General features: G+C 43.7%; 27 protein-coding genes and 2 tRNA genes. 3 read left to right on the forward strand and 26 right to left on the reverse strand.

What is annotated here, in order from left to right; all coding sequences use genetic code 11:
- Positions 1–64: 64 nt before the first annotated feature.
- Genes N596_RS06065 through rsgA form a run of 5 tightly spaced genes read right to left on the reverse strand, consistent with a single transcriptional unit; the run spans position 65 to position 4,429 of the window.
- On the reverse strand, positions 65–1,006 hold the full coding sequence (locus N596_RS06065) for a 3'-5' exoribonuclease YhaM family protein (protein WP_023027304.1): 942 nt from the start codon (positions 1,004–1,006) through the stop codon (positions 65–67).
- Positions 993–2,249 (reverse strand): DNA recombination protein RmuC, encoded by a 1,257-nt coding sequence (locus N596_RS06070; protein WP_023024506.1) that lies wholly within the window; start codon positions 2,247–2,249, stop codon positions 993–995. Before N596_RS06070 ends, N596_RS06065 begins: the two co-directional genes overlap by 14 nt.
- Position 2,250: 1 nt before the next feature.
- The gene (locus N596_RS06075; protein WP_023027306.1) at positions 2,251–2,916 is read right to left on the reverse strand and encodes a thiamine diphosphokinase; all 666 of its coding nucleotides are present in this window, start codon (positions 2,914–2,916) and stop codon (positions 2,251–2,253) included.
- Positions 2,876–3,535 carry a ribulose-phosphate 3-epimerase gene (gene rpe, locus N596_RS10090; protein ID WP_042361263.1) on the reverse strand — a complete coding sequence of 220 codons (660 nt, stop codon included), beginning with the start codon at positions 3,533–3,535 and terminating at the stop codon, positions 2,876–2,878. The genes N596_RS06075 and rpe overlap by 41 nt, the downstream gene beginning before the upstream one ends.
- Before the next feature lie 15 nt (positions 3,536–3,550).
- Complete coding sequence (gene rsgA, locus N596_RS10095; RefSeq protein WP_042361264.1) at positions 3,551–4,429, reverse strand: ribosome small subunit-dependent GTPase A; 879 nt, start codon at positions 4,427–4,429, stop codon at positions 3,551–3,553.
- Between the two features lie 331 nt (positions 4,430–4,760).
- Between rsgA and N596_RS06090 the strand changes: the two genes are divergently transcribed.
- The 3 genes from N596_RS06090 to N596_RS06100 all read left to right on the forward strand — a co-directional run bounded on the left by N596_RS06090 (position 4,761) and on the right by N596_RS06100 (position 6,125).
- A complete protein-coding gene (locus tag N596_RS06090) occupies positions 4,761–5,681 on the forward strand; it encodes a CPBP family intramembrane glutamic endopeptidase (protein ID WP_023024514.1) in 921 nt (306 codons plus the stop codon).
- Positions 5,682–5,949: 268 nt separating this feature from the next.
- A tRNA-Leu gene (locus tag N596_RS06095) sits at positions 5,950–6,032 on the forward strand.
- A gap of 4 nt (positions 6,033–6,036) precedes the next feature.
- A tRNA-Ser gene (locus N596_RS06100) sits at positions 6,037–6,125 on the forward strand.
- Between the two features lie 46 nt (positions 6,126–6,171).
- Here N596_RS06100 and rsmA read toward each other — a convergent pair.
- The 21 genes from rsmA to secY2 all read right to left on the reverse strand — a co-directional run bounded on the left by rsmA (position 6,172) and on the right by secY2 (position 25,572).
- Positions 6,172–7,047 carry a 16S rRNA (adenine(1518)-N(6)/adenine(1519)-N(6))-dimethyltransferase RsmA gene (gene rsmA / locus N596_RS06105; RefSeq protein ID WP_023024516.1) on the reverse strand — a complete coding sequence of 292 codons (876 nt, stop codon included), beginning with the start codon at positions 7,045–7,047 and terminating at the stop codon, positions 6,172–6,174.
- Positions 7,048–7,107: 60 nt separating this feature from the next.
- On the reverse strand, positions 7,108–7,734 hold the full coding sequence (locus N596_RS06110) for an immunity protein Imm33 domain-containing protein (protein ID WP_023024518.1): 627 nt from the start codon (positions 7,732–7,734) through the stop codon (positions 7,108–7,110).
- A 15-nt stretch (positions 7,735–7,749) separates the two neighbouring features.
- Entirely contained in the window at positions 7,750–8,340 is a 591-nt protein-coding gene (gene rnmV / locus N596_RS06115) for a ribonuclease M5 (protein ID WP_023027307.1), read from the reverse strand.
- Positions 8,312–9,082 carry a TatD family hydrolase gene (locus tag N596_RS06120; RefSeq protein ID WP_023024522.1) on the reverse strand — a complete coding sequence of 257 codons (771 nt, stop codon included), beginning with the start codon at positions 9,080–9,082 and terminating at the stop codon, positions 8,312–8,314. The genes rnmV and N596_RS06120 overlap by 29 nt, the downstream gene beginning before the upstream one ends.
- 121 nt (positions 9,083–9,203) lie before the next feature.
- Positions 9,204–9,338, reverse strand: coding sequence for a 50S ribosomal protein L34 (gene rpmH / locus N596_RS06125; protein ID WP_003003086.1), 135 nt, complete (start codon positions 9,336–9,338; stop codon positions 9,204–9,206).
- Positions 9,339–9,487: 149 nt separating this feature from the next.
- Positions 9,488–10,129, reverse strand: a complete 642-nt coding sequence (locus N596_RS06130; RefSeq protein WP_023024524.1) for a hypothetical protein — start codon at positions 10,127–10,129, stop codon at positions 9,488–9,490.
- An 86-nt stretch (positions 10,130–10,215) separates the two neighbouring features.
- A complete protein-coding gene (gene jag / locus N596_RS06135) occupies positions 10,216–11,160 on the reverse strand; it encodes an RNA-binding cell elongation regulator Jag/EloR (protein WP_023027308.1) in 945 nt (314 codons plus the stop codon).
- A gap of 15 nt (positions 11,161–11,175) precedes the next feature.
- Positions 11,176–11,991 carry a YidC/Oxa1 family membrane protein insertase gene (locus N596_RS06140; RefSeq protein ID WP_023027309.1) on the reverse strand — a complete coding sequence of 272 codons (816 nt, stop codon included), beginning with the start codon at positions 11,989–11,991 and terminating at the stop codon, positions 11,176–11,178.
- A gap of 4 nt (positions 11,992–11,995) precedes the next feature.
- Positions 11,996–12,337 (reverse strand): ribonuclease P protein component, encoded by a 342-nt coding sequence (gene rnpA, locus N596_RS06145; protein WP_023024530.1) that lies wholly within the window; start codon positions 12,335–12,337, stop codon positions 11,996–11,998.
- A 106-nt stretch (positions 12,338–12,443) separates the two neighbouring features.
- Positions 12,444–13,139, reverse strand: coding sequence for a CPBP family intramembrane glutamic endopeptidase (locus tag N596_RS06150; RefSeq protein WP_023024531.1), 696 nt, complete (start codon positions 13,137–13,139; stop codon positions 12,444–12,446).
- 159 nt (positions 13,140–13,298) lie between these two features.
- A complete protein-coding gene (locus tag N596_RS06155; RefSeq protein WP_023027310.1) occupies positions 13,299–14,192 on the reverse strand; it encodes a TDT family transporter in 894 nt (297 codons plus the stop codon).
- A gap of 144 nt (positions 14,193–14,336) precedes the next feature.
- On the reverse strand, positions 14,337–14,885 hold the full coding sequence (locus N596_RS06160; RefSeq protein WP_023027311.1) for a carboxymuconolactone decarboxylase family protein: 549 nt from the start codon (positions 14,883–14,885) through the stop codon (positions 14,337–14,339).
- 196 nt (positions 14,886–15,081) lie between these two features.
- Entirely contained in the window at positions 15,082–15,306 is a 225-nt protein-coding gene (gene asp5, locus N596_RS06165; protein ID WP_023027312.1) for an accessory Sec system protein Asp5, read from the reverse strand.
- A gap of 1 nt (position 15,307) precedes the next feature.
- Positions 15,308–15,496: an accessory Sec system protein Asp4 gene (asp4, locus tag N596_RS06170; protein WP_023024538.1), complete on the reverse strand. Its 189-nt coding sequence runs from the start codon at positions 15,494–15,496 to the stop codon at positions 15,308–15,310.
- Positions 15,489–16,844, reverse strand: coding sequence for an accessory Sec system glycosylation chaperone GtfB (gene gtfB / locus N596_RS06175; protein WP_023027313.1), 1,356 nt, complete (start codon positions 16,842–16,844; stop codon positions 15,489–15,491). The genes asp4 and gtfB overlap by 8 nt, the downstream gene beginning before the upstream one ends.
- Positions 16,837–18,342, reverse strand: a complete 1,506-nt coding sequence (gene gtfA / locus N596_RS06180) for an accessory Sec system glycosyltransferase GtfA (protein WP_023027314.1) — start codon at positions 18,340–18,342, stop codon at positions 16,837–16,839. The genes gtfB and gtfA overlap by 8 nt, the downstream gene beginning before the upstream one ends.
- A gap of 10 nt (positions 18,343–18,352) precedes the next feature.
- Positions 18,353–20,749 carry an accessory Sec system translocase SecA2 gene (gene secA2, locus N596_RS06185; RefSeq protein WP_444547696.1) on the reverse strand — a complete coding sequence of 799 codons (2,397 nt, stop codon included), beginning with the start codon at positions 20,747–20,749 and terminating at the stop codon, positions 18,353–18,355.
- Positions 20,750–21,220, reverse strand: coding sequence for an accessory Sec system protein Asp3 (gene asp3 / locus N596_RS06190; protein WP_042361434.1), 471 nt, complete (start codon positions 21,218–21,220; stop codon positions 20,750–20,752). It lies immediately after the preceding gene.
- Between the two features lie 5 nt (positions 21,221–21,225).
- Entirely contained in the window at positions 21,226–22,770 is a 1,545-nt protein-coding gene (asp2, locus tag N596_RS06195) for an accessory Sec system protein Asp2 (RefSeq protein ID WP_023027317.1), read from the reverse strand.
- Between the two features lies 1 nt (position 22,771).
- A complete protein-coding gene (gene asp1, locus N596_RS06200; protein WP_023027318.1) occupies positions 22,772–24,349 on the reverse strand; it encodes an accessory Sec system protein Asp1 in 1,578 nt (525 codons plus the stop codon).
- 8 nt (positions 24,350–24,357) lie between these two features.
- Positions 24,358–25,572 carry an accessory Sec system protein translocase subunit SecY2 gene (gene secY2 / locus N596_RS06205; protein WP_023027319.1) on the reverse strand — a complete coding sequence of 405 codons (1,215 nt, stop codon included), beginning with the start codon at positions 25,570–25,572 and terminating at the stop codon, positions 24,358–24,360.
- Between the last annotated feature and the right edge of the window lie 99 nt (positions 25,573–25,671).

The raw sequence follows: 25,671 nt of genomic DNA on the forward strand, positions 1-25,671 counted from the left end.
TCTTACAACATTCGTTTCTCGTTTTTTTACTAACAAACTAAGAGAAGGCTTTTTTGGGTCTTGTTTATAAATTTGGCTTATAGAAGGAGCGGTTATCCAAGGCAAAAATCTTATTGGTCATTTCACCAGGTCCCACTAAAGCCAAGGCTGAGGTCATCATCATCATTTCGGCATCTAGATTATCAATCATATGAATGATCTCCGCTTCCATAATTTTCGGACGAACTGGACTACCATACTCTAATTGACCATGGTGACTTAAAATGACATGTCGTAACACAATCACATCTTCTTTTTGATCATCAATCTTCAGCTCTTGCAAGACCTTGGTAATTTCTTCATCAATCAGAGCAATGTGTCCGATGAGATTCCCTCTGACCGTATATTCCGTATTCTCGGGACCTGAGAGCTCCAATACCTTGGCAAGATCATGGAGCATGATCCCTGCATAGAGGAGACTTTGATTTAATTGAGGGTAAACCTGAGAGATGCTCTCGGCCAATCGAACCATGGTTGCTGTATGATAGGCCAAGCCAGTCTCAAATGCATGGTGATTGGTTTTGGCCGCAGGATACGAGTAAAACTCCTTGTCGTACTTGTTGTAGAGCGCCCTCACCACACGTTGCCAAACTGGATTTTCTATCTTGAAAATCATCCCCGACAGGTAATCTTTCAAATCAACTGGATTCACCGGAGGTTTTTCTTTAAAGTCTGCTGGATTAGACGGTTCCCCGCTTTGAGGCAAACGCAAGGTCAATTGATTGACCTGGGGCGTATTGTTGTAGACCTCTCGGCGTCCGCTCATATGAACTACGCGACCAGCTTGGAACTGCTCCACATTATGCGGCTGAGCATCCCACAATTTTCCTTCAATCGTGCCTGTCTCATCTTGAAAGACAAAGGCAAGATAGTTCTTTCCAGCCCGTGTCTGACGAACATCTGCTGACTTAATGAGGTAGAAGCCTTCAAACAATTCGTCTTTTTTCATTTGATTAATTTTGACCATCATCTTCTCCATCTTCTAAATTCAATAGGCTTGCCATATCTAGATTCTCTGACGTTTCTATACTTCGAAGTGTACGCTCGATAGCATTTGTTCTTCGATTTAAGAGTTCATCAATATTTCCAGAAGCATGTTTCAACTGCCGTTGGGTCTTTTCTAAAACGCCTCCAAATTTTTGGAACTCTGTCTTGACTGAAGCAAGGACCTTGCTAATATCATCTGCACTTCGTTGAATATTCAGAGTCTTAAATCCGACCGATAGGGAATTTAACAAGGCTGAAAGAGTACTTGGCCCCGCGACAACGATCTGCTCCTCTCTTCGGAGGCGATCAAAGAAGGCTGGGTCGCGGACCACTTCTGAATAGAGGCCTTCCGTCGGTAAAAAGAGAATCCCAAAATTAGTAGTGGCAGGCGGATATAGGTATTTTTGATGAATGTCCTTGGCAAATTGTTTAATACTAGTCTGAAGGAGCTTGCGACACCGTTCAATCTCCTCTTTCTCTCCACTTTCATAGGCTTCTTCCAGTCGGTAATAACCCTCCAGAGGAAACTTAGAGTCGATTGGCAGATAGACGTATTCCCCTCTTACCTGACCAGGCATCTTGATTGCATACTCGACGCGTTCGCTGGAATGAGGAACTGTTACAAACTCTCTCTCGTATTGAGCGGGAGTTAGGATATCTTCAATGATCTGGCCCAGTTGAAGTTCTCCCATAATCCCACGGGTTTTGGTATTAGAGAGGACCTTATTGAGACTCCCCACATCTCTAGCGACCGTCTGCATTTCCCCAAGGCCTTTATTAACCGACTCCAATTGTTTGGAGACAGTCTCAAAAGAGGTTTGGAGACGACTATGCAAGGTTTTTTCCAACTTTTCTTCGACCGTTTGACGCATCTGCTCCAACCGCAAATCATTGGAGGCTTGAATCTGTTGCATCCGTTCGTCCGTTTTGTCTCGGTTTTTAGTAAAATTCTCAGCAAGTTCTGCTCGTAAAGCAGTCGTTTGCTGATGCATTTCTGTCCGTAATTCCATTAGACGGTCACTGATCGCCATCTCTATCTGCTGACCAGTGATTTGCTGAGCTTGTCGCTCTCTCTCAAATCGGTAATCCAGCTGATCCGAAAGATGATCTTCTTGGTCTTCTAGTAAGTCACGGATCCGTTTGTTATCAGCTGTCCGTTGTTGGTACAGCAAGAAGAGCAAGACAAGATTTCCCACTCCTAATACAAAAAGGATTAATTCCATCTTATTTCCCATCCTTGCTATAAATGATAACAGCATAGCCTCGATCAACGCTTAAGGTGATCGGCTGATTGCTAAACTCGTTGGAACCATAAATAGCTTTTTTAAAATAATTGGTCGAATTTAAGGGATACTTGGCTCCTTCAATCTGGATGGAAGCTCCCTCAACCGGCATGAAAGCTACATACGTATAGCCTGCTAGGGGCTGAATGGTGTGGCGACCTGCTGGACGATAGCAGAGATAATTTTGTCGGTCCATCAAGCAAAGTTGCGACATAAGGGGAGCAATCTCTGGATCAGTGGGCAAAAAAACGCTGGCCAAGTGGTGATCCATGCGACCACCAAAGGCTCCAAAGATTAGAATTTCCGCTTGAGGCCAACGTTCTACTACTTCCTTAATCGCCAATTCCAGGTCAGTATCATTTTTTTCTGCTACCGAAGTCCGTAATTCGTGAGCCGCAGATTGAATCCTCTGGAATTCTTCTGGCTCAACAGAGTCAAAATCTCCAACTGCTAAAGATAGTTCCAGCCCTTGCTCTAATAGGAAAAGGCAACCTGCATCCACTCCGACATAAACATCCAAGTCTAACGGAATGGTTTCCACTTGGCCTCCAGCTACAATCGCAACCTTAGTCTTGGATGGCTGCTCGAAGGGTTTGAACTCGTTCATTCACATCTCCATTAAATACATAGGAACCTGCTACAAAGACGTTTGCCCCTGCTTCTTTCGCAGCGTGAATCGTCTTGTCGTCAATTCCCCCATCCACTTCAATATCGAAATCCAAGCCTTTCTCTTCACGCAATTGAACCAATTGACGAATCTTATCCATGGTTTCTGGCAGGAAGGCTTGCCCACCAAATCCTGGATTGACAGTCATGACAAGTACTTGATCCACCAAGTTCAAAATGTGTTGGATACTTTCAACAGGGGTTCCTGGATTGATGACCACACTTGGTTTTACCCCTGCCAAACGAATTTTTTGAAGGGCCCCATGGATGTGTGGAGTCGTTTCTACGTGAATGCTAATGATATCTGCCCCGGCACGCGCAAACTCTTCGATATGTTGCTCAGGATTGGTCACCATCAAGTGACAGTCAAAAACTAGCTTACTGTGAGGACGCATACTAGCAACTACACCCGCACCAAAGCTGATATTCGGTACAAAGTGGCCGTCCATCACATCGATGTGAGCGTACTCCGCACCAGATGCTTCCAATTTCTTCAATTCACTTTCAAAATTTGCATAATCCGCACTCAAAATAGATGGGGCTAATTTGTTTGTTTTCATATTATTCAGGTCTCCTTATTTGGGTAATTTTTTCGATACTTTTTTATAGGTTTCTCGTCTATTTTCGATCTCACTCAAGAACTGTAAGTAATTCTCAAAGCGGAAGGAAGCAATGATCCCTTCCTCGACAGCAGGTTTGACGGCACAAGATGGTTCATGTGTATGGGTACAAGTACGGAACTTGCAATCCTGGCTTACCTTGGCGATGTCTGGAAAAGCATGATTCAGATCTTCTGCATTGTCGACTTCATAATCTAAAGAGGAGAAGCCAGGGGTATCCGCAATCTTGCCACCATTGAGATCATAAAAGCTGACGGCTCGCGTCGTATGGCGACCTCGTCCAAGGCTGTCGGAGATCTCTCCTGTCTCTAGTTCCAACTCTGGAGCCAAGGTATTCAAGAGGGTTGATTTCCCCACTCCTGTTTGGCCCATAAAGACCGTCACCTGATCCTTCAAGAGAGGCAAGAGCTCTTCCTTATCAGTGACAAAGTCATACCCCATTTGGCGATAGACTTCTTGAAAAGGAAGCATGACAGCCGGATCTTCTAGTAAGTCCATTTTTGAAATATAGACGATTGGATGAATGACTTTTTGCTCCAAGAGGACCAAAAAGCGATCCAATAAATTAACATTAAAATCGGGCTCTTTGGCGGACATGATAACGACAGCCTGATCAATATTAACAATCGGTGGACGGACTAAGCTATTCTTTCGAGGGAATATTTTTAAAATATAGCCTTCCGAATTTTCTTCAGCTGAAAATTCTACTTTATCTCCAACATAGGGAGTTTGTCCTTTTTTCCGGAAATTTCCTCTGGCGCGTGTTTGGTAAATTTCCCCTTCGCACTCCACATAATAAAAACCGGCCAAGGCTTTAACAATCGTTCCTTGCAACTAGCACTCCTTTAAAGTTAATACTACCATTATATCAAAAAATATACGATAGCGCTTGCTTACTTAAGTATGAAAAAAGAAGTCCATTCAGTTTTTTTGAGCAAGATGCACACAAGCGGTTGTAAACGTTTTCAGATAGGTTTATAATAGAGAGAAAGGACATAATATATATGCCTCTTGTGGGAAGTGCAGACTATTTGACAGAAAGGAAGTGACGGAGACTGATACATTTATTGACGAAGCTACCTGATTAGTAATGAAAGAAGCCTTATTTTTGTGGCAGTATTTCTGACTTTCTTACTAATCCCTGCCAGTTATAAGGAGGTCCTTTATGAGTTTTTCATTTCTTTCCAAGAGTAACCCTCTCGTTTCCAATGTAAAAAAAGGGAAGTTTTTAACCCCTTGGTTTTTAGCTCCCTTTATTCTCTATTACATCACCCAATACATGTCTCCAATTAGTACAGCTTCCACAAACTTCTTTTTGAACAAACAAAGTTGGATTCCTGACTGGTGGAATATTCTAGACCTTTTGTCCTTCCTCTACACCATCATCGCCTTCTTCCTCTGGGTGAAACTCATTGAAAAAAGACCGGTTCGGACCATGGGCTTTACCAAAGGAAACGGCCTGTCCGAATTCGCTAAGGGGGTCTTGGTCGGCGCCATTATGATTACCACGGTCTTAATCGTCTTCTTTATCACTGGTGATGTCCGTTTCGATCGCATTCAATTTAGCCTTCCTTTCCTCGTATCTTGGATCTTGGTTCTAATTGGCTATATTTTCCAAACGGCAGCCGAAGAAATCTATATTCGTGGCTGGCTCATTCCAATTATTTCTTATCACAAAAATTCCTACCTTGCCATCCTCATTTCTTCCACTATGTTCTCTTACTTCCACTTGAATAACAATGGTGCTTCTTGGCTATCTACGGTCCACCTCTTTGTTTTCGGACTCTTCACAGCCGTCTATGCCTTGAAGAGAGGAAATATCTGGGGTCCTTGTGGCTTCCACTTCGCCTGGAACTTCATCATGGGCAATGTCTACGGCTTCCATGTTAGTGGCTTTGATAGTGAATCCTCTCTTATGTACTTCACGACTTCAAACCGGACCTTTATCACAGGTGGTGAGTTTGGACCTGAAGGCGGGATCCCTGGCTTAGTCGTCTTTCTTCTTGCTCTCTTATGGGCTATCTTCCTTCTCAAAGATACCTCTGCAGAACAAGAAAAACTTTATCCTCAACTTAGTTATGAATAAGTAAAAGAAAGAAGAGAGTGGGACAGAAATCGGTCATTCGTTAGAATTCGATTTCGTCGTCCCACCTCCGCACAGTTGAGTAGGGCTGTAAAAGCTGATAAAATCAGCGTAGTAGAGCCCACTCAACCACTGCGTCTTGCTCGACAATCCAAAGACAATTGAGAGGCCGGACTTTTGTCCCAGCCTCTTTCTGCTATCTCCATACATTCGATAGAAAGTATGCTATTTTTTCTTGGCATTTCTGTCAAAAAGAGTATAATAGAACTATGCGGAGGTGGTGGAACGGCAGACACGCATGCTTCAGGCGCATGTGCCCCTTCGGGCGTGAGGGTTCAAATCCCTTTCTCCGCATCTTGGAAAGGTGGCCCAGTCTGGTACGGCACCGGACTCGAAATCCGGCAAGTGGATCTTCTTCACGCGCGGGTTCAAATCCCGTCCTTTCCTTTTATTACTCAAAAAGACATGAGCTTTGAAGCCCATGTCTTTTCCATTATTTTATCCCTGCTTCTAGAAGACCGTCAGCTAGACGGGCAAAGTCTTCTAAACTAAGAGCTTCTCCTCGTACAGATGGCTTCAAACTGGCTGCTTCGATTCCGGCTTCCAATTTTGCCTTCACGTCTTCGGTCTTGCCAAAGCGACTAGTCAAGTTGTTCCAAAGAGTTTTGCGACGGTGGACAAAGCTAGCTTTGCTGACGGAGAAGAAGAAATCTTCATCCTTGACTGCCACTGCCGCTTTTTCGCGACGGACCATCTTGAGGATGGCAGAGTCGACGTTTGGTGCTGGCACAAAGACGGTGCGTGGCACGATAAAGGCTACCTTAGCCGTCATATAGTATTGGACCGCAATGGACAAAGATCCATAAGCCTTGGTATTCGGTTGAGCTGAGATGCGGTCTGCTACCTCTTTTTGCATCATAACCACAAATTCTTGGAAAGGGATTTTGGATTCGATCAAGTGCATGAGGATCGGAGTCGTGATGTAGTAAGGAAGGTTGGCCACTACCTTGATCGGAAGCTCTGGATTTTTAAACTCAGCGATATACTGGTTGAGATCCACCTTGAGGATGTCTTGATTGACAACGGTCACATTGTCAAAATCCCGCAAGGTATCCGCTAAGATAGGAACCAAGCGGTCATCAATCTCAAAGGCCATCACTTCTGCGGCATTTTCCGCCAAAAACTCTGTCAAAGCACCGATTCCGGGACCGACTTCAATCACATTGACCTGTTTATCAATCTCAGCGGTGTCCACAATCTTTTGAAGGATGTTGGTATCGGTCAAGAAGTTTTGGCCGAAGGATTTTTTAAAGGTAAAGCCGTGACGCTCCAGCACTGCCTTGGTCACACTATAATCTGCAATTCTCATATCTTCTCTTTTCTAATCAGTTTAGGGCTATATCCCTCTTGTTTTTCTCCACAGGCTAGTCTAACAGTCTTCTACGAATGCGTTCTTCTCCGCTTGGTAGACATAAGCTTCTCCATCCTTGTCTAAGACCGTCTCCAACAAGGGTTCGATATCCAGGGCCGCTTCAAGGCTAATGATGGCAATCTTAGACGGATCGTCCAAGTCTTCATGAGACTCATAACCTGTAAAAAATTGCCAACCACTATCTTGCGGGTGATGAGGTAGATCGTGAACTGCCCAATTTATCTCACGTCGTAGGAAGCAATCCTTGGTAATCATTGCCCCTTTTTGTGTATCAAGATTCAACTGGGGGAGCATCAAGCTTGCAATATGTTCCCGCGCAAAATCCAGCTCATCTCCAAGCTGGATGGAGGTAATATAAGCGGGTTGATTGGTTAAACGTCCTTTGAACTTCCCATCGCGGATTTCAGTGAGTTCGACCCACATACGCTCTGCACGACACCCATTCTCCAAGACTGTATCCAGCACAAAGATGAGGCGAACCTGGTCCCCCATCTTCAATTGGTTGATTTCTTCTTGACTGGGAATCAAAAAGTGCCGTGGATTCTTTTGATGTTTTGCTTGAACATCCTCTAAAGAATATCCTATCCCTTTTTTCTTATCTGTAAACAAGTCGAACAATCCCATCTGCTACCTCCATCGCTATTTTTTATAAGAAGCCAAGGACTCTTCTACTTGAGACAGACAAACCCCAAACAACTCCAAACGTTTGAGCAGTTGTTTGCCATTACAGTAGCCGATGCGGAGCTCTTCTCCCAAGTATTCCCGTCGTTTGCGACTGTCACTGCCCATCAAGAGACCGAGACGCATCAGGTCTGACTTGGTAATATCAAAGAAATGCTCATCTTCATAGGAGCCAACCAGTCCAGATAGGGCTTTTTCTAAGTCTTCATAGCTGGCATGCTCTACTCCCAAGGAACGCCCCTTGGTCTTGGATTTGGGTACTGCTTCGCCACGATTTAAAAAGGCATGCTTGACCTGCGGAATTTCTTGCATGATGATTTTACGAATCCGCTCCCCATTGTAATCTGGATCCGTAAAGACAATGACTCCACGCAACTCTTGCAATGTAGCAATTCGTTCTAAATCATCCTGATTAATAGCAGAGCCACGTGTCTCATAGGTATCCACCTCATAATAGCGTTTCAGATTGGCCGTATCGTCCTTGCCTTCAACAACAATCACTTCTGGTATTTTTCTTTTCTCAGTCAAGGCCAAATACCTTTCTCGCATTGTCATAGGTCGCTTGTGCCACCTCTTCTGTCGTTAAGCCACGTAGTTCTGCAATAAAGTCTACTACATAACGGGTGTAGGCTGTTTTATTTTCTCGGCCACGCTTAGGAACTGGTGCCAGATAGGGTGCATCTGTTTCAACCAAGATTTTGTCCAAAGGTAATTCTTTGGCTGCCTCCTGAATGTCTGTCGCTTTTTTGAAGGTCACCACTCCCGAGAAAGAGATCATCATGCCTAAATCCATGAAGCGTTTGGCATCTTCCAGACTTCCTGAGAAAGAATGCATGATCCCACCGCGTGGGCCAACTCCTTCACTCTTGATAATGGCATAGGTATCTTCGAGAGCATCACGCGTATGCACTACAAATGGTAAGTCTAGTTCCTTAGATAGCTGAATTTGACGGCGAAAGACCTTCTCTTGAACTTCCTTAGGTGCTGTCATCCAGTGGTAGTCCAGACCGATTTCCCCTAAGGCGACGACTTTAGGATGTTTCAGCCGTTCCAGTAGATAAGCCTCTACCTCAGGACTATAATCGCCTGCCTCAGTAGGATGCCAACCAAGGGTGAGATAAACCTCTGGGTACTGGTCTGCCAATTCTATTGCTCGTTCAATGGTTGGTTTGTCAAAGCCAACAACATTATGGGCAATGACTCCCAGCTCTTTTGCTAGTTCTAATTCCTCTTGTTCTCGCCCTGCAAACTCTTCAACGTTGAGGTGAGTATGGGTATCAAAAATCTGCATATGGATCCTTTTCTACGATTTTTCTCACTCTATTATAACAGAAAGCATAGCTGAATACACTTTTGGCAAAACAAAAACCAGTAGTCTCGAGTTTCTACTGGTTTTTAGCTTTTTATCTGAATTAAGCAGCCAAAACTTTGCGTCCTTTACGACGACGAGCTGCCAATACGCGACGACCGTTTTTAGTTGCCATACGGTGACGGAAACCATGTTTGCGCGCACGACGAAGTTTACTTGGTTGATAAGTACGTTTCACGATGAATACCTCCTCATAGATTTTGTATTCGTTTAGCCGGCTATAATGTGATCAGTTACTAAACATACTTTACTATTCTATCTGATTCAAGGCTGTTTGTCAATAGCTATGAAAAATTTGTTGGGTCAGGTTCAATGATACCGCTTTTATTAGGCATCTCCTTCTATCCTTTGACGAGTTGCTTCATAGTATGGAAGCAAGCAGGCCATTCCTTTTTTTAATTCCTCAAGAATGGCATCTCGGCTAGTCGCTTGTGATAGATTTACATCGACTTTAACCAAGACCTTTCGGACTTGGCTAGCTTCCACACCTTTGAGAAGTCTCAGACGATTGGCTTCTGTTCCTTGAAATCGTTGGCTGACACCTTCTATTTGGGCGAAATAATAGACTGGCGAAGAAACCGGAAGAGTTAAAACTCGGTTCTGCTTTTGTAGACTCTCCTCATCCTTCTTGCGTTCGATAAAACTCACTTCCAAGGATACACCAAAGTCCTTCGCATCCCCATAAAGTCGCAAGGCGAACATCGGATCCGCTATTTCTCCCTCTCCTTGGAGATAGGCCCAAAAATGAGGGCGAAGAATTTGGGCTTGATTCATCCACTGACTGGTCCGCTCTTGTTTTAAGTGCGGAAAAATCTTCTGAAAATCACTGACCAGATGAGTGAACTCCTTGCGAGCTTCTTGGCCCATCTCTCGATAGACCAACATTCGCTCCGCATCCTCACCTGCTTTAGCAGGGGCTAGGTACTTGATCCCCTGACAATTCAAAAAGTCTTTAATCTTAACAAACATACTGCTATTCCCTTCTCAAAAATAAAAGGAGAGACCAAGCTTACACTCCTCTCTCCCTTTTGAAATCTTCTTTTTTAGACGGTAGATTAACCTTCAATATCGACGACAACGTAACGATTTGGTTCTTCCCCTTCTGAATAGCTCGTTACTCCATCCATTTTCGATACGATACGGTGGATGATCTTGCGTTCGCTATTAGACATTGGATCTGTATGTTGTGCTTGACCTTCTTCTAGAGCACGACTTGCCAATTTTTGCGCATAGCTTTGAAGAACTTCTGCACGGTGTTCAACATAATCATTGACGTTAATAGCAATGTAGAAATTCTTAGAATACCGATTGTAAAGATAGTTCTGCGCCAACAATTGAAGGGCTTTGAGAACTTTCCCGTGGTATCCAATCACACGGCCTGGCTCATTGGTATCAATCTGCATATTGATGGTTCGACGGTTGTAGCTACTTGAAATGCTAGCTTCTACATCCATTTCATCAATTACTGTTTGAACATAGGAAGTGACATCAGAAACAACCTTTTCGATGTCATAGCTTTCTTCTACTTCAATGCCCAAATCAGCAAAATCAGACGTTTGGCGTGACTCAGCTTCTTTAGGACTTGAATCGAGAATCTCCCCATGACCTTGTTCTTCAAGAATGGTTTCAGGAGCCTTCTCATGTTTAAGAATCTCAGCCTTCACCTCTTCCGAAACTTCTTGGCCTTCTTCTTCAACTTTTTTAATCGCAGCCACCACACGACCCAAATCAACAGTCTCTTCACTGACACTCTTGACAGGTTCGTTTTGAACATTTATTTCCTCAGGAACTCCCTTAACAGCTTGTTGATTAGCTTTTGTAACCGTAGTTTCTGCAATCGGTTCGATGTCTACCACAGCTGGCTTCTTACCAAAGAGACCAAGGAACCCTTTCTTTTCACGAGAAACGACAGTAATATGTGCTTTCATGCGCGGGATATCTAATTCTTTCAAACCATTTTGAATGGCTTCTTCAACATTGACTCCTGTATATTGGACCATCTGTCAAACTCCTTCTTAGTTTTTCTTTTTCTGTGCTTTATTAAATGCACGTCGTTTTTGTTTTTCTATATCTTTGATTGCCTGTTGCTCTGCTTCACGCGCCGCAATGATCTTAAATGGATTGTTCAACAGGTAAGTTTGCCCAACTTGGTAGGCATTGGAAACTACCCAGTAGAGAGCAACCCCGCTAGCTGAGTACATGGCGAAGAAGAAAATCATGACTGGCATTGCATACATCATGGCTGTCATTCCACCATTTTTTTCTGGCATGGCTTTGTTGCTCAACCAGGTACTAAAGAAAGTAAAGACGGCTGCCAAAACTGGCAAAATAAAGGTTGGGTCTGTTGCGCTCATATCCAACCAAAGGAAATGACCGACTTTTAGGAATTCTACCCGACTCAAAGCTTGGAACAAGGCCATCAAGACTGGCATTTGAATAAACAATGGCAAGAAGGCCGAGGAAGTCTTAACTCCTTTTTCTTTATAGAGGGCCCGCATTTCTTCTGACATACGAGTGCGGCTTTCCAAATCCTTCCCAGGATACTTGGCCTGGATTTCTTTCACTAGTGGCTGAATCTCCTGCATTTTGCGCGAGGAGGTCATTTGGTATTGGAAAACTGGTAAAAGAATCGTCCGAATCAAGAGAGTGAAGAGGATAATCCCAACTCCGGTATTTCCTCCAATCGAAAGAAAACGGATGACTTCTGCAAAGAAGTAAACGAATTTTTCCCAAACTCCTGATGATTGGGAAGTCACTTCAGACGTTCCACAGGCTGTTAATAAAAGGAGGGCCCCTCCTAATAAGCTAGCTACTTTTAATTTCTTTTTCACGTAATTACCTTTCCTGACGATAGACTTGCGCTAATTTTAATACATGGACTAGATTTTTTTCAACTTGGTCAAAATCCAGCTCTTCAACACCCTTTCGAGCAATCACAACAAAATCATCTGCTACAAGATGATCCTGGTGCTTCATCAAAACATGACGAATCAAGCGCTTGATTCGGTTGCGTGTCACAGCATTTCCTAGTTTTTTACTAACAGATAAGCCGACACGGAAATGGGGCTGCTCTTGTGGCAAACGGTAGATCACAAATTTTCTATTCGCACAATTCATACCACTTTTAAAAATGGCATTGAAATCTTTTTCTCGCTTGACACGATAGCTTTTTCTCAAACTCCCACTCCCTCTTTTAAATTTATTCTATTATACCATAATTTCAAAAAAAACCAACGACCTTCTGGCCCTTGGTTTGAAGCTTCCTCCAGTACTGTTAAAACGACTAGGAGAAGAGATGCTGGATAGTTGACAAGATGATGGGTAGGCTATAAATGAAGTTCAGTCCGATATGAGCAAGGATAGGATAATACAAGGAGCCTGTCTTTTCATTCAGTAATCCAAACAGAAGAGAAGGGATCGTATAGATCAAAAAACTCAAGACAGTAAAGGGATGCTGGAGGAATTGAAATCCGCTATAGATGAGGGCAGGCGCCCATACACTCGCATAGAAGGGCCATTTTTTAAAATAGGCTTGGACAAGCGCTCCACGGAAGACCAATTCTACTGTCATCGGTCGAATGATGACCACTAGGACAAAGAGGATGAGAGATCCTAAGGCTTCCAAGGTCACCGGAAAGGAGTGATAAATAGCTAGACGTCCTTTGGTAAAACCACTGAGAAAGTAGTCCAGCCAATAGATGGCACAACTAGTGAATATAGTGGCGTAGATAGCGGGGAGGAATTGTTTCTTCTTTGCCCACTGAAAAACGCTACGTGGACTATACTTCTTCACGAATGAAAAAACAAGCATCAGATAACCTGCTTCTAAAAAGAGAAGGGTCCAAAAATAGCTAAGGGCTTGGCCGACTTGGTTGCTGACTAGCTGGGCTAACTCGCGAAATTGCGGCCGCACCAAGATGTAAAAGACCAGCAATAAAAGTGGATAAAAGAGCTTGGCCTTTGTCTTTAAAAATTTCATACATTCCTTTCAAGGGATTAAAAATGATTTATTGCATCTTACCATAATCATTCCTAGGATTCAATTAGAAAGTAGATAAAAAAGAGGTCGAGACAGCCGTCTCTAACCTCTAGTTTCTATTGGAATACCAGCTTATTGTAGCGATTATCAAGCTTTCTTCTACCCTTTTCTGTAAGTCATAAAGCCCACTAGCACAGACACAAGAATGGCTAGGCAAAGAATGGTTTCTAGCCAGACAAGGGGCCTTAAAAGAGGACTTTGCAATAAGTCTTGGGCCATTTTCAGGGAAGTAGCTGTGATGACCGTGGGAAAGGTTAAGGCTGAAAAGGCTGGTTGAAACCCTTCTTTTATCATTCTGGGCAGACGCGTTAAAACGAAGAAATAAAAACCTTGAGAGAGACCGATCATGATATATAAGAGCCAAACCGGCAGACTAGCTCCACCAAGACGAACGAGGGCCGCTAACAGAAGAGAAAAGGGCGCACAATAAATGCCTTCTTGCCCCAATAAGTGGCTCGGTAAAGGGGTAGTTTTCAATCCCTGATAGATTAGCGGGTAAAGAATCAAGGTTAAGACAAAGCCAAACCCGAGAGTCAGATAGGCCAACTCAACCACCCCTACCACTGGATAGGTCAAGGCTGCCACAGCAATCCCTACATAAAGGACGGTCCAACTAGGGGTGGCATTGGCTCTTGGTTTTGCAAAAATATGGGTCTTGGTAAAGTAGAAAATTAAGCTACAATCTAAAAGGAAAGCAGACCACCAAACTGTCTGGGCAAGTCCTCCAAATGTAGGAAACAGTCGTAGGAGATAGGTCGATAGAATCATCCCAGCCATGGGAAAGGTCGCCATTCCAGATAGAAGGGCTGGTTCTTGAAGTTCGATCTTTGTTTCTTGCCAGTAGATCAGATGGTGAAACAAAAAGAAGACCCATAGAAACAAACCCGTCAAACTGAAAAAATGGGCCAGAACTGGGAAGGTATCAGACAGAAGGTTTCCCGCTCCTGCTAAACCTAATAGACAACCTGAAAATGCTAAAGGAATCTTTTTCATCTTGATCTCCAATTATTTTATCACTTTCAGTATAACATAAAATACCAGAAGGCATCATCAAAAAAAGAAGTAGATATAAAATCTCCTTCTCATTTTCTTATTTTTAAGCTTAGCTCCATCATTTCATGCACAAGCTTGGTTCTTTTACGCGTAGGGCTGCAATTCTGGATTGATAGGTGTATTGGCCAAGTTATTGGCATAGTTACAGAGACTAGCCAGACTCACACCTAGGACCACATCCAAAGCATTTTGGTGACTATAACCTGCTTCTAAAAATTCAGCTAAGGCCTCATCTCCAACGCGTCCCTTGGTATTGATCACTGCTAGGGTGAATTTAGCCAAGGTATCCAATTTCGGATCTGTTTCAATCGGAGTACGATTGCGCAGAGCTTGAAGAAGGTCGTCATTCATTTGGATCTGTTTGATCGAAAAAGCTGTATGCCCTGCCACACAGAAGGCACAATCGTTGGTCACCGCAGCAGTGATTTGGACAACTTCACGTTCAACTGGTGTCAAACTGTTGCGACGGTTAATCGCACCGACTGTGCGATAGGCTTCTAGAACTGTCGGTGCGTTTGCTAAAAGACCGATAAGATTTGGAATATAGCCGTTATTATCTTTTTGAACAGTTTCAAGAACCTCTTTTACCTCTTCTGGCGCTGTCTCAACTGTATGAATCTGGAATGTTGTCATAAATCCACCTCTTTTTCTCTTGGTGACACTTAGTCTATCATAGAATAGAAAGCTTGAAAAATATATATTTCATATACCTTCCATAAAAAATAGTTATCACTAAGAAGTAAAGATTCAGACCTATCGACCTCACTTCTGCTCCCGTTCCAAGCAACTACTTCAAGAGAAAGGGCCTTCTTCTCATTTCCCTCCCCTTCTATGCCCGAGCAAGTAGCAGATAGATTAACAAGACTAAGAAAAAGAGGACACTAACGATCAAGGTCGCTAGCTTCATCCCTCGACGGGCTAGCCAATAGTTTGGCTTCCCTAAGTTACTGGTCGCATCTGTTGACAGTGATTGTTGTTGACGAGGTTGAAACAGCACCAACAAGATTAGACTGATCGATAGAAGGAACATCAGCACAACAAATAGCATTTCCATCTTATCCTCCAAAAACTCGGAAAAGGGTGAGCAGTACCCCCAACAAGATAACGAGACCGATAACAACATTTAAAGTCAGGTTGACTTTTTCCGAGCGCGTTGCTTTTTCTTTTTCTGCGGATCGTCGCTTCAGAGCATTCATTCGTCCTTCTACTTCTTTATAGAACAAGTCCTTCTTCTGATCAGGCATTTCTATCACCTATCCCTTCTTGGAATCTCGAACGGAATACTTCCTGTTCGATCGCATTAGACTGTGCAATTTGATTTGAAACTGCGTGTCGATAGTTCTCTATTGATTGATAAATTTCTTTAATACGTGCTACGAGTTTGTCTTTTTCTCCTTGCCTAATGACATTTTCTTTAGCAAGATAAGGCGGGTCATGTAAAGTCTGTTCAAAGCCAAGGATTAGCTGTCGGTGCTCAAAGGCCTTGCGAACAATCCCTTGTACCTCCCCAAAATGATTGATGTCTAGATAGATACTAGATTGGTGAAGGAGCTCCTTGATCCGCTCCTGGCTAATATTCTGATACAGGACCAAATTGGGGTAGCGGACTAGAGACATGAGCTCTGGAGACATTTCTGTCACTGCAGCAACTCGGAAGGTCACATCCGGTAATTGCTCTAGCAAATAAGGTAAGGCTTCAATCCGATCTGAATTTGTTAATACAAAAGCATCCTTACGAACATCATCTTTGATTACAAAATCATAGATATAGCCAAGAGGGGCAAAAAAGCCCTGTTGCTCTGGTGATACCAACTGTAGAGCACGGAGATAGGTCTCCCTTTGAGGGATGAAGATCTTCTTCGTCCGTATATCTGGACTGTTTAGGATGAGTTGCATATTGCCTGGCAGATTATCCCGTAATGGCTCTTGCCAAACCAAAACATCCCGGCCTACCAGTCCCATTTTGCCGAGTTGCAAACTCAAAGCAAAAGACTGAGCCAGCGTATTGAAAATCACCTGATCTAAAGCAAATCCTCGGTATTGGACATAAAAGACGTAGAAATCTAGTCGATTTTTAAAGATACGCATAGGCTCATGATCCAGGGTCAAGAGCAGATCACCTGTTTGATGATTTTCTGTCAGGCGTTCAACTTCTTCTTCGAAGTAGGTGGTTAACAAAGGATTGCCCTGACCATCACAACTGGTTACCGCTATTTTGCGACCATACTGATCATAGCGATCCACTGTCCTTACTTGTCCCTCTTGATTGAACCACTCTACCCGCTCAACAATTCGCTTATGAGTCGCTCCTTGGTAATAGATACGCGCTTTTTCTTGGCCGTAATAGGAAATCCGGCCGCCAGACGCATCTCCAGTAATTTCCCAAAAATCAGGAACTAAAATTTCGTTAAAAAAGCGCCCCCGTTTTTCACCTGTCGGTCGACCTAAAAAGTAAAGAAAAGGCGACTCCACTCCATCGGGTAAAAAACCATTTGCTTCCAAGACGATGGTTGGATGCCTATAACCTGCTCTTTGTAAAGAATAGAGCAGATCTTGGCTTTCGCGCGAAAACCGATCAAACACATTAAGCATGGGTCACCTCCTCAATCAATTGAGACCAAGCTTTTTCAACCTTACTGGTTAGAAAATCTTCTGCACGCGCATAAGATGCTTGACGCATGGATGCCACCTTTTGACTCTGGTATAGCAAGTGGATCTTTTCAGCGAAGGACCTCGCTATCCTGTCCACAATCTGGTCTGGTTCAGTCGGAAGCAAGTAGCCATTCTCCCCATCTCTAACAAAGTTCTGATTGCCGTAGGGTACATCAAAGCCAATGATTGGAAGACCAGAACCAATTGCCTCCATCAAGGTGAGGCCAAAGCCTTCGCTGGTTGAAGCCGATAGATAGACTTCATAATCTTTGTAAATAGCGGTCAAATCCATATGCCCTTTGAGCTGGATATAGTCCATCGCTCCTAACTCTTCAATTAGCGACCGCAGTTTCTCTTCCTCTCCGCCTTTTCCATAAATATCAAAAGAGAGAGCAGGTAGCTCTTTTTTTGCTTCGACAACTGCTCGAATTAACCAGTCGATGTGTTTTTCTGTCGCCAGACGCGAAGCAGTTATCAAAGAAAAAGGTTTACGAGAGTCCTTTTGCGGTAGACTTTCAAGACTTCCTACCGGAATGGTATAAATAGCAGGAGAATGCTGGGTATATTTTTCAAATTGCGCTGCCAAAACTTCCTTTTGGCGATCTGTCGCGACAATAAAGAAGTCCACCTTATCCGCATTAGTAAATTGGTAATCGTAATAATTGTTCCACAAAATATATTGATTATCAGTACTGTTGACACTATAGTGCTCCGCATGGACCACGACTCCTAGACGAGCTTTTTGGGCCTCTTCAAAAATGGGTTGGCCGATGTCCGTCTCCCGATCCAAAATCACCAGATCTTGTTTGGTCAAGTTGAGGGTTTGCATGAAGTAGCGAATCAATTCCTGCCGGCCCAGGAGATAACGATCCGGGAAACGGTAAATCTCCTGACCATCTGCCACCTGCATCCGATAGGCCACACTTCCGTCCTCATTGTAGAAACGCCGTTCAATCAAATGGGCTTGATTATTTTTGGGGATAAAGTACTCTGTACAGTAGCGAGTATAGGAAAAATAATCTTTTCTGACTAGGATCCCTCCAGAAACATACTCACAGCGCTCTACATAGGGACTCTTTTCGTCCCGAAGATAGCAGGTCAAAAAACTGTCTTGGTCTTCGTAGAAATAGCGTTTCACCTTCCCTGTGGTCTCTTCTCGCGTTGGGCTCCCAGCGAACCCAGCCAGGACTTGCTCCACCGTGTAAGTCGTAGGCGCAATTTTTATATCTGTAAAATGGGTGTAGAGCCATATGATTTCATGGTCTTTAAAGCCAATATTCTCTGTTAAGTGTTGAATATTGTCTGCTAATATCATATCCATAAAAATAAATTTTGCGGGTTCTTGGATCTGTCGTAGCAACTTGGCCCGATAGGCTTGTGCATACTCGACGCCACTACTGGCCCATCCAATCCCAAGATTGATATTGTATACTGTCATAAATCCTCTTTTATGGGAAATACAGGACAATTTCCCCTTTTGTATTGATTTCTACTCGACTGAGTAAAAGATTGCGAACCATCTGCTCTTTTGCCAAAGCCTTCATCCGATCGAAAGACAAGTAGGCTTCTTGGTAAAATTCGACCAGCGGATTCTTTTGGCTGGTGTACTGGCCAGATAAGGCCACACGTAATTGTTGCAAATAATCCACTTGTTCCACCCAATTTTCATCAATAGCCTTTAAAAGTACCATCCGTTGAAATTGAGCAATCACCTCATCGGATTCAAGCGTTTGATATTTAGCAAGTAACTCAGAGCGGGCTAGCTCCCAGAGAAAATCCTCTTTTGCCTGTTTGGAAGGAAAGGCTTGAGGGATCTGGGCAGGAACAACCTGATAACTGATATGATCTAGAATATAGTGATAGAAGGCAATCGGGTCTTGATACTTCTTGTTTTTGGCTACCTGGGCAAAAACTTCTCGGGCAATTTTCTCGATTAATCCGTCCAAACGTCTACCTAACCTGATTAAACGATCCCGTTCCTTATAAACTAAATCACGTTGAATATTCATACTCTCTGCAAACTCTAAGGTCAAGCGACGACTAGCTTGCGCAGCACTTTCACTCGCATCCTGAGCTTGAGCGATTATACGTTGGTATTTTCTCCGAGATAGAGGTTTGGCTTCTTGAAGTCGATCCTCTACGTCATAATCTTGATACCTATCCTGGATCCAATTTGGACCCCAGTTTTTGATCAAGTCATCCTCCAGAGAGACAAAGAACTTGGTTTTTCCAGGATCTCCTTGACGTCCTGATCGTCCTCGAATTTGGAGATCTATCCTGCGATTCATCATCCTCTCCGTCCCGATGACCACTAATCCGCCTAAGGCAGCTACACCGTTCCCTAATTTGATATCTGTCCCCCGACCTGCCATCGAGGTGGCAACTGTTACCGCTCCTTTTTGACCAGATTCAGCAATAATCTGTGCTTCACGAGAAGCCTTGTTGGCATTCAAGAGATTATGGGGAATTCCTTCACGAAGCAGAAGGTTTGAGTACAAGATAGACATCTCAACCGATCCAGCAAAAATCAAAATCGGATTTCCCTTTGCATGGACTTCTTTGATGTAGGCAATAGAGGCATAGACTTTTTCTGGCAAGGTCTGGTATATCTCATCTGGAAGATCCTGGCGAATGCGTTTTCGATTGGTTGGGATCTGAACCACTGACATGGCATAGGTCTCCAGAAATTCAGCTTCTGCAACCTTCCCGGTTCCCGTCATACCGCCGAGTTTCCGAAACATCTTGAACAAGTTTTGGTAAGTGATCGAAGCCATGGCCCGTGTCTCTGGTGTCAAAGGAAGTCCTTCCTTGGCTTCAAGTGCCTGATGAAGTCCCCCTTGAAGGCGAGTCAATTCCATGAGACGCCCCGTTGCCTGATCTAGAAGGACAATCTCCTTCTCCCCTTTTTCATTTACACGGACGACATAATCCTTATCTTTTGTATAGTTTTGATGCGCTTGTAATGCCAAATTGATATGGCGGACGAGATCACGATGTTGAGGATTATACAAATGTTGAATGGATAAAAAAGCCTCGGCTGCCTTCACCCCTTTAGGGGTCAACCAAACTTGTTTCTTGTCTCCGTCAATCTTGTATTCTTCTCCTTTTTGAAAGGTTCGGACCAAGGTATCTACAATCCCATATAGATTGGATTGAACTCGAGGAGAACCTGAGATAATCAAGGGCGTCTGAGCACTATCCAACAAGATAGAATCAATTTCATCCACAATAGCATAGTTAAACTTTGCTAGGAATTGACCTTCGACAGAGGCTGTTAAATTTTCTGAAAGATAGTCGAAGCCCAAGCTACTATTAGTAGTGTAGACAATGTCAGCTTGGTAGAGCGTCCGCTTCCTAGCTGGGGAGAGTTCGCCCTCCCTATCTTGGAGTGGAACCCCGACCGTTAAACCTAGGAAACGATAAATCTTACCCATTTCTTCCGCATCACGAGTTGCCAGATAAGTATTGGGGGTAATCACCATAACCCCCTTCCCTTCTATAGCATTCAGGTAAGCTGGCATGGTTGCCGTTAGGGTCTTTCCTTCCCCAGTTTCCATCTCTGCAATATTTCCTTGGTGGAGAACGATAGCTCCCATGACTTGAACATCGTAAGGAAACATCCCCAAGACTCGCTGAGAGACTTCTCTCACGACTGCATAAGCTTCTGCTAGCAAATCGTCCAGTGACTCCCCTTTTCGGAAACGACGGCGGAATTCCTCTGTCTTTTCTTGTAACTGCTGGTCTGTCAATTGAGACATTCTATCTTTCCAGCCATTAACCTTTTTTAAAATCTTTTTTATTTTTTTCAATTGAATAAAATCCACTAGGTCCTCATTTACTGCAATCTATTTAGTCTGTATCAGAATAGCTCCTTGTTCAGACGAAATCGGAGAAATCGTGATATGGTGAAAGGTAAACTCTTGCATCCCAGCACTGAGGAGACGCACTTGGTAAGAATAAGCTTGCTCTGGATAAACAAACCTGACCTGCCCCTCTGTACTGACCTGCCGGTCCACCATCTTACCAAAACGGTCTTGGCAAACAATTTCCAACATTACCGTATGAGCAGGCCTAGAAGTCATCTGAGCTTCAAGCACATATGTCTGGCCTCTCTGTAAAAGTGGTAGACTGGGGGCCATCCGATCCTCCCCATAGCTTGTGAGGGATTTCCAGGTTTTTAAGACTTGACCAGAAGGCATTAAAGGATTCGTAAACCGAATCTGATCGACTGCCAATCTCTGAATAACAGACCCCCATAAATAATCTGCCGAAGAGGTTGATCCCCAATAAATCTGGCGACCTTTCTGTTTTCTCATCCTAATCATCCGCTTCTACCAAAATCTCTTTCCATGATTTCTTTGTATTGGGTCAAGAACCACTCAATGATGGATTCCGTTGCATCATTGTGGCGCCCCGGCCGACTCGAACTAATGATCCGAACCGGTTGGTGATAAAGAGCTTCTAAAATATCCGAATAAGCCTTCTGGTCGTAATCATCATCTCGCATATAAGCCAAGGCTAATAGAGTATCCTTTAAGGTTACTTGACCAAATCGATCCCAAAAACGCTTGTTCAAGACCTCAATCCCTTCACTCGTCACTTGACCGACGAGTAACTGCATCATATCGAGTGATGTCCCAAATTCATCTGGCCGTTTAAACTTCAGATTGGCCGCCACATCCCCAAGATTGACAATAGGTTTTCCAACCAAGATCGCATGTGGCGAGTATGAAGCTCCATAGTAGAGGGCTCCATAAGTGCCCATCGATAGACCTGAAAAGTTCAATTCTTTTGGACCAAATCCTAAGGCTTGGAGATGATAATCGATAAAATCCTGAATCTTCTTTTCTAACTCTGGAGAGCCAAGATAGAAGCATCCTCCCTCTAGACGCGGATCCGAAAAGAGAATGAAGGGAGCTCCCATATTTTTCATCAAGTAAAAGCCTTCAAAGCCCTCCGCAGGACGATAACCAGAGAAATAGATATTCAGTGGTGGCTTCAGATCTCCTGGATGGAAATAAGCAAAAATTTCCTGACGCTTGCTGTCTCTGAGAGTCTGGGAGCCAAGAGAAATTTCTCCAAAGGGACCGTGAGAGAAGCGCTTGTGCAAAGCACCGATAATGAGTTGTCCCTGTCCCCTTGCTTCCAGTGAAAAAGATAGGTAATAGCGACCAGGCTCGTCAATCAGAACCGGCCTTACCAAGTCTACTTCCGAATAGACGAGTTCCTTCTCTAACGATCCCAGACTACCACTCTGGAAAAATTGGACCCGCAAACGGATTTGACAGCCTGCCGTTTTCTCGTACTCTAACCATAAATCCGTAGGAATGGTCCCATTATAAGAATAGGTGTTAACCCACTGGGCTATAGGAGTAAACTCCTCTCCATATGAACCGTCTAATTCCAAAAAGTGTTTCCCTCTGACCGTTTGCATCCCTTCAAAGTCTGCTCTAATTCGTAAATCTCTGACGCTAAAAGCATCTCCGTACTGACCGTCATAAAGGAAACGATGAAGTTGATAGAGAAAGTGAGCCTTATCAGAAAAATCCCAAGCCTTAGCCTGAACCAGTTGCATCAAACGAGCCAGTTCTTCTGTAAATGACTCTTGATCATATGTTTGATCATAGAAAACAGTGTAGGGCTGAAATAGAGCCAGTTCTTCTTTGAAGTTCAATAGCCTTTCAGGATGATCCAGCACCAAGGCCTTAAACTGCTTGATGCCTTGCTCCGCCATGTAATCCTCTATCTGTAGAGGTGTTTGGATAGAAAAATAATGCCAGTTCAGACCTTCTGGGATCGTCACTTCTCCCTGCCAATTTGTAGGTCCAATTTGAAGAATATGGCCTGTTTCCAACTTTCTGTCCATCCTAGTTTTCCATCCATCCTTCCCATTTGGCGATCAAGCGCTGGCCTGTGTATTCTTGAATCTTTTCGACGGAATAAATCAGCGATTCATTCCATGGTTTAAGATCTCTAAGGAAATAGTCCATCGCTTTTTCTAGCTCTTCCTCCATCTCCCCCAGGACATATCCATTTTTTAAATGGTCTACATACTCTGTTTGGCTGCGATTGATCTGAGGAATCCCTGCCGAAATGCCTGCAATCTGTGTATACAGATTGGGTTCCTCACTCATATCTACTATTAAGCGAGTCTGTTCTAATTCTTTGATGATGTCGTTCTCATTGAAGAAATTTCGAAGCTTATAACGATCTAGCTTCTTTTCAAAGAGAGAAGCATCTTCGAGGATGTGGTTTTCTCCCAGCTCGCGAGAATCAACCTGAACACCCCTAGCAGCCATCCCCATCTCGCCAGCTAAGTCTTCTAACTGCCTATCCAGTGTCGCTACTGCTTCATCAGAAGCATTGTAGATCGCGAAAACGACTTCAAATAAAGGGTTTTTCGCTAAGATTTCGAACACTTTCTCTAAAGCGGATTGAGAGGGGAGGTTCTTTTCATCCAGATAGAAAAAGATTTTCGACTCTTTCCTCTCTTGACTGCTTCCCAATCTCAGCCGCGAATCAAAGGACGTCAGGCGATGGACCTTAGAAGCAATACTTGGAGCAAGACGAAGCAAATCTTGTTTCGTTTTTTCACTATCAGTTAGCACCAAGTCAACCTCTTTTAAAGAAAAATGAAGCAAGGAATCTTCTTGTGATAGTGGCTGGCGTTGCCCATAAAAAGAGAGAACCTTTGAAATGCCCCGCTCCACTTGTTGGATAAAGGATAGGTTAGCTGGATGGGCCGCAATCACCATACGATCGTGACCCGGAACTAGGTCTTCTAGTATGGCTTTCATTTTTTCAGCAACCACTTCTCCCATGTCCGAGTAAGTTTCACGTTTAAACTGCTTCTGAAAGGCTTCATTAACAAAGACCATGTGGCTAGCATCCGTCAATAACTCTCTCAAAACCCAGTCCCCTTCGGGGGTTAAATAGTCTTGGAAATACGGACTTCCCTCTTTGTAGTATAAGACACTGGAAATAAAACCTCGGTCATCTAGATACTGCACATAAACCGTTTCTTTACCCTTTAGCCGATTAACTGAAAGAAGATTCCCATCTACTCCCAAATCGATACTAGCGATGACCTGACCGCGACAGAAAGCCACTATTTGAAAAGGAGTATAAGCAAAGCTTGTTTGAGCTGGCCATTCCAAATCTTCGACCTGAATCGGTATCATCTCTTGGCGAGGGGAAATTCCCTGAATATGATCAAAAATTGACAGATAGTCTGTTTCCAACAAATCTTGCCGATGGAGGTAGTAACGCAGTTGTGGGCAATAATGTGGAAGCACTAATTTCCGCTCCACTCCCGCTTCCTGGAAGACTCGAATTTGATGAATGGTCTCATCAAATTCAATCATATCTTTCGACCAATACCAAGGCGTCGTCGTATTGTACCAAATACGCTCGCTGCCATACCAGGCTGGGATAAAGTAATACATAGCAACTCCTAAAACAATCTTGTATAGCCTTGGTTCACGCGAAGGGCTCGAACTTCCTCCCGGATCGTCGAGATCATCCCCACAAACATGAGAAAACTTCCTGGAATCATGACCAAACGCAAGAGCCCTCTATCCCAAAGCAGAAGAAGGAAGGGCAACACGGTAAACAGGATTAAATACAGCGTCCCAAAAACCGTTAAACGAAAGACAATTCGATTGATGTACCTACGCGTCTCTTCTCCAGGATAAACGAAATCAATATACTCTGAGTTTTTCATCATTTTGTCTGCAATTTCTTCCCCATTGACCGTTACAAAGGCAAAAGCAAAGGACAGAAGGACCATCATCAGACCATAGAGAAATATCCAGGCTGGCTCTCCTATGACCAACTCATTAGCAATAGTGGCAGCCCATGAAGCATGGGGATTAATGGCTTGGACCAGCAAAAATATGTATTGCGGGATAGAAACCAAGGTCATGGCATACATAAAGGGCATGCCTCCAGCTGGATTGAGCTTCACATCTAAAAACGTGTGAGCTTTCAAACTGTTGTGAATCCCCAGCTTATTCACAGGGATCCGATAGCGAGCATACTCGATGCATACGACCATATACATAAATGCTAACAAGAGGAGAAATAGAAACAGAAGGCTGTATGCTGGAAGCCCACTCTTTGATAAGGTCCCAAGGACATCCTCTGGTAAGTACAGAAGCATCCCCGCCATCATGATCACAATAGAATTCCCCAAGCCTAGTGCGGTATTTAAATCAGCTAACCAGACTAAGAAAAAAGTACCTGCTATCATAATCAAGGCATTAAGCGAGACCACTAGAAGAGGGCTCAGGTCTGTTTCTAACGGGAGATAGAGGGAAACTGCCAAAGATTGCACAAGAGCCAAAGCAAGTGTCAGATACATCTTCCGTCGCTCCACAAGGTCCGAACTGGTTCTCTCCAGGTTATGACGTTTAGATACTGTAAACAACCGCCACAAGATCATTGAAGACATCCAAGGCGAAAGCCCGAGGGCAAAAATGGATAAGCCACGAAGGTTCCCACCCATGATAGCACTCGTCAACTCCAGACCCCTTGCAGTACCTTCGTTCACATTTAAAACCTTCGCTAGATCTACAAAGGGTAAGGTGATTTTACTTCCTAAAACATAAACAAAGACGAATAGGATCGTCCAACATAATCGATTCCTAACTCCAGATTGTTTCATCATATCCTACTCTTCTACTCCCCCTTCTCTCAAATGGTTATCCTACCTAAATCCGCTCATCAAACACTCGCATAAGACTGAACCATTTCACCTAAACAATCT

This window comes from Streptococcus ilei, assembly GCF_000479335.1.
GTDB classification, from domain to species: Bacteria; Bacillota; Bacilli; order Lactobacillales; family Streptococcaceae; genus Streptococcus; species Streptococcus ilei.

What these genes read in the sequence shown, in the direction of transcription:
- N596_RS06065 (WP_023027304.1), bottom strand. Translation starts at nt 1,006, where the DNA reads ATGGTCAAAATTAATCAAATGAAAAAAGACGAATTGTTTGAAGGCTTC.
- N596_RS06070 (WP_023024506.1), bottom strand. Translation starts at nt 2,249, where the DNA reads ATGGAATTAATCCTTTTTGTATTAGGAGTGGGAAATCTTGTCTTGCTC.
- N596_RS06075 (WP_023027306.1), bottom strand. Translation starts at nt 2,916, where the DNA reads ATGAACGAGTTCAAACCCTTCGAGCAGCCATCCAAGACTAAGGTTGCG.
- rpe (WP_042361263.1), bottom strand. Translation starts at nt 3,535, where the DNA reads ATGAAAACAAACAAATTAGCCCCATCTATTTTGAGTGCGGATTATGCA.
- N596_RS06090 (WP_023024514.1), top strand. Translation starts at nt 4,761, where the DNA reads ATGAGTTTTTCATTTCTTTCCAAGAGTAACCCTCTCGTTTCCAATGTA.
- rsmA (WP_023024516.1), bottom strand. Translation starts at nt 7,047, where the DNA reads ATGAGAATTGCAGATTATAGTGTGACCAAGGCAGTGCTGGAGCGTCAC.
- N596_RS06110 (WP_023024518.1), bottom strand. Translation starts at nt 7,734, where the DNA reads ATGGGATTGTTCGACTTGTTTACAGATAAGAAAAAAGGGATAGGATAT.
- rnmV (WP_023027307.1), bottom strand. Translation starts at nt 8,340, where the DNA reads ATGCGAGAAAGGTATTTGGCCTTGACTGAGAAAAGAAAAATACCAGAA.
- N596_RS06120 (WP_023024522.1), bottom strand. Translation starts at nt 9,082, where the DNA reads ATGCAGATTTTTGATACCCATACTCACCTCAACGTTGAAGAGTTTGCA.
- N596_RS06130 (WP_023024524.1), bottom strand. Translation starts at nt 10,129, where the DNA reads ATGTTTGTTAAGATTAAAGACTTTTTGAATTGTCAGGGGATCAAGTAC.
- jag (WP_023027308.1), bottom strand. Translation starts at nt 11,160, where the DNA reads ATGGTCCAATATACAGGAGTCAATGTTGAAGAAGCCATTCAAAATGGT.
- N596_RS06150 (WP_023024531.1), bottom strand. Translation starts at nt 13,139, where the DNA reads ATGAAATTTTTAAAGACAAAGGCCAAGCTCTTTTATCCACTTTTATTG.
- N596_RS06155 (WP_023027310.1), bottom strand. Translation starts at nt 14,192, where the DNA reads ATGAAAAAGATTCCTTTAGCATTTTCAGGTTGTCTATTAGGTTTAGCA.
- N596_RS06160 (WP_023027311.1), bottom strand. Translation starts at nt 14,885, where the DNA reads ATGACAACATTCCAGATTCATACAGTTGAGACAGCGCCAGAAGAGGTA.
- asp5 (WP_023027312.1), bottom strand. Translation starts at nt 15,306, where the DNA reads ATGGAAATGCTATTTGTTGTGCTGATGTTCCTTCTATCGATCAGTCTA.
- asp4 (WP_023024538.1), bottom strand. Translation starts at nt 15,496, where the DNA reads ATGCCTGATCAGAAGAAGGACTTGTTCTATAAAGAAGTAGAAGGACGA.
- gtfB (WP_023027313.1), bottom strand. Translation starts at nt 16,844, where the DNA reads ATGCTTAATGTGTTTGATCGGTTTTCGCGCGAAAGCCAAGATCTGCTC.
- gtfA (WP_023027314.1), bottom strand. Translation starts at nt 18,342, where the DNA reads ATGACAGTATACAATATCAATCTTGGGATTGGATGGGCCAGTAGTGGC.
- asp3 (WP_042361434.1), bottom strand. Translation starts at nt 21,220, where the DNA reads ATGAGAAAACAGAAAGGTCGCCAGATTTATTGGGGATCAACCTCTTCG.
- asp2 (WP_023027317.1), bottom strand. Translation starts at nt 22,770, where the DNA reads ATGGACAGAAAGTTGGAAACAGGCCATATTCTTCAAATTGGACCTACA.
- asp1 (WP_023027318.1), bottom strand. Translation starts at nt 24,349, where the DNA reads ATGTATTACTTTATCCCAGCCTGGTATGGCAGCGAGCGTATTTGGTAC.
- secY2 (WP_023027319.1), bottom strand. Translation starts at nt 25,572, where the DNA reads ATGATGAAACAATCTGGAGTTAGGAATCGATTATGTTGGACGATCCTA.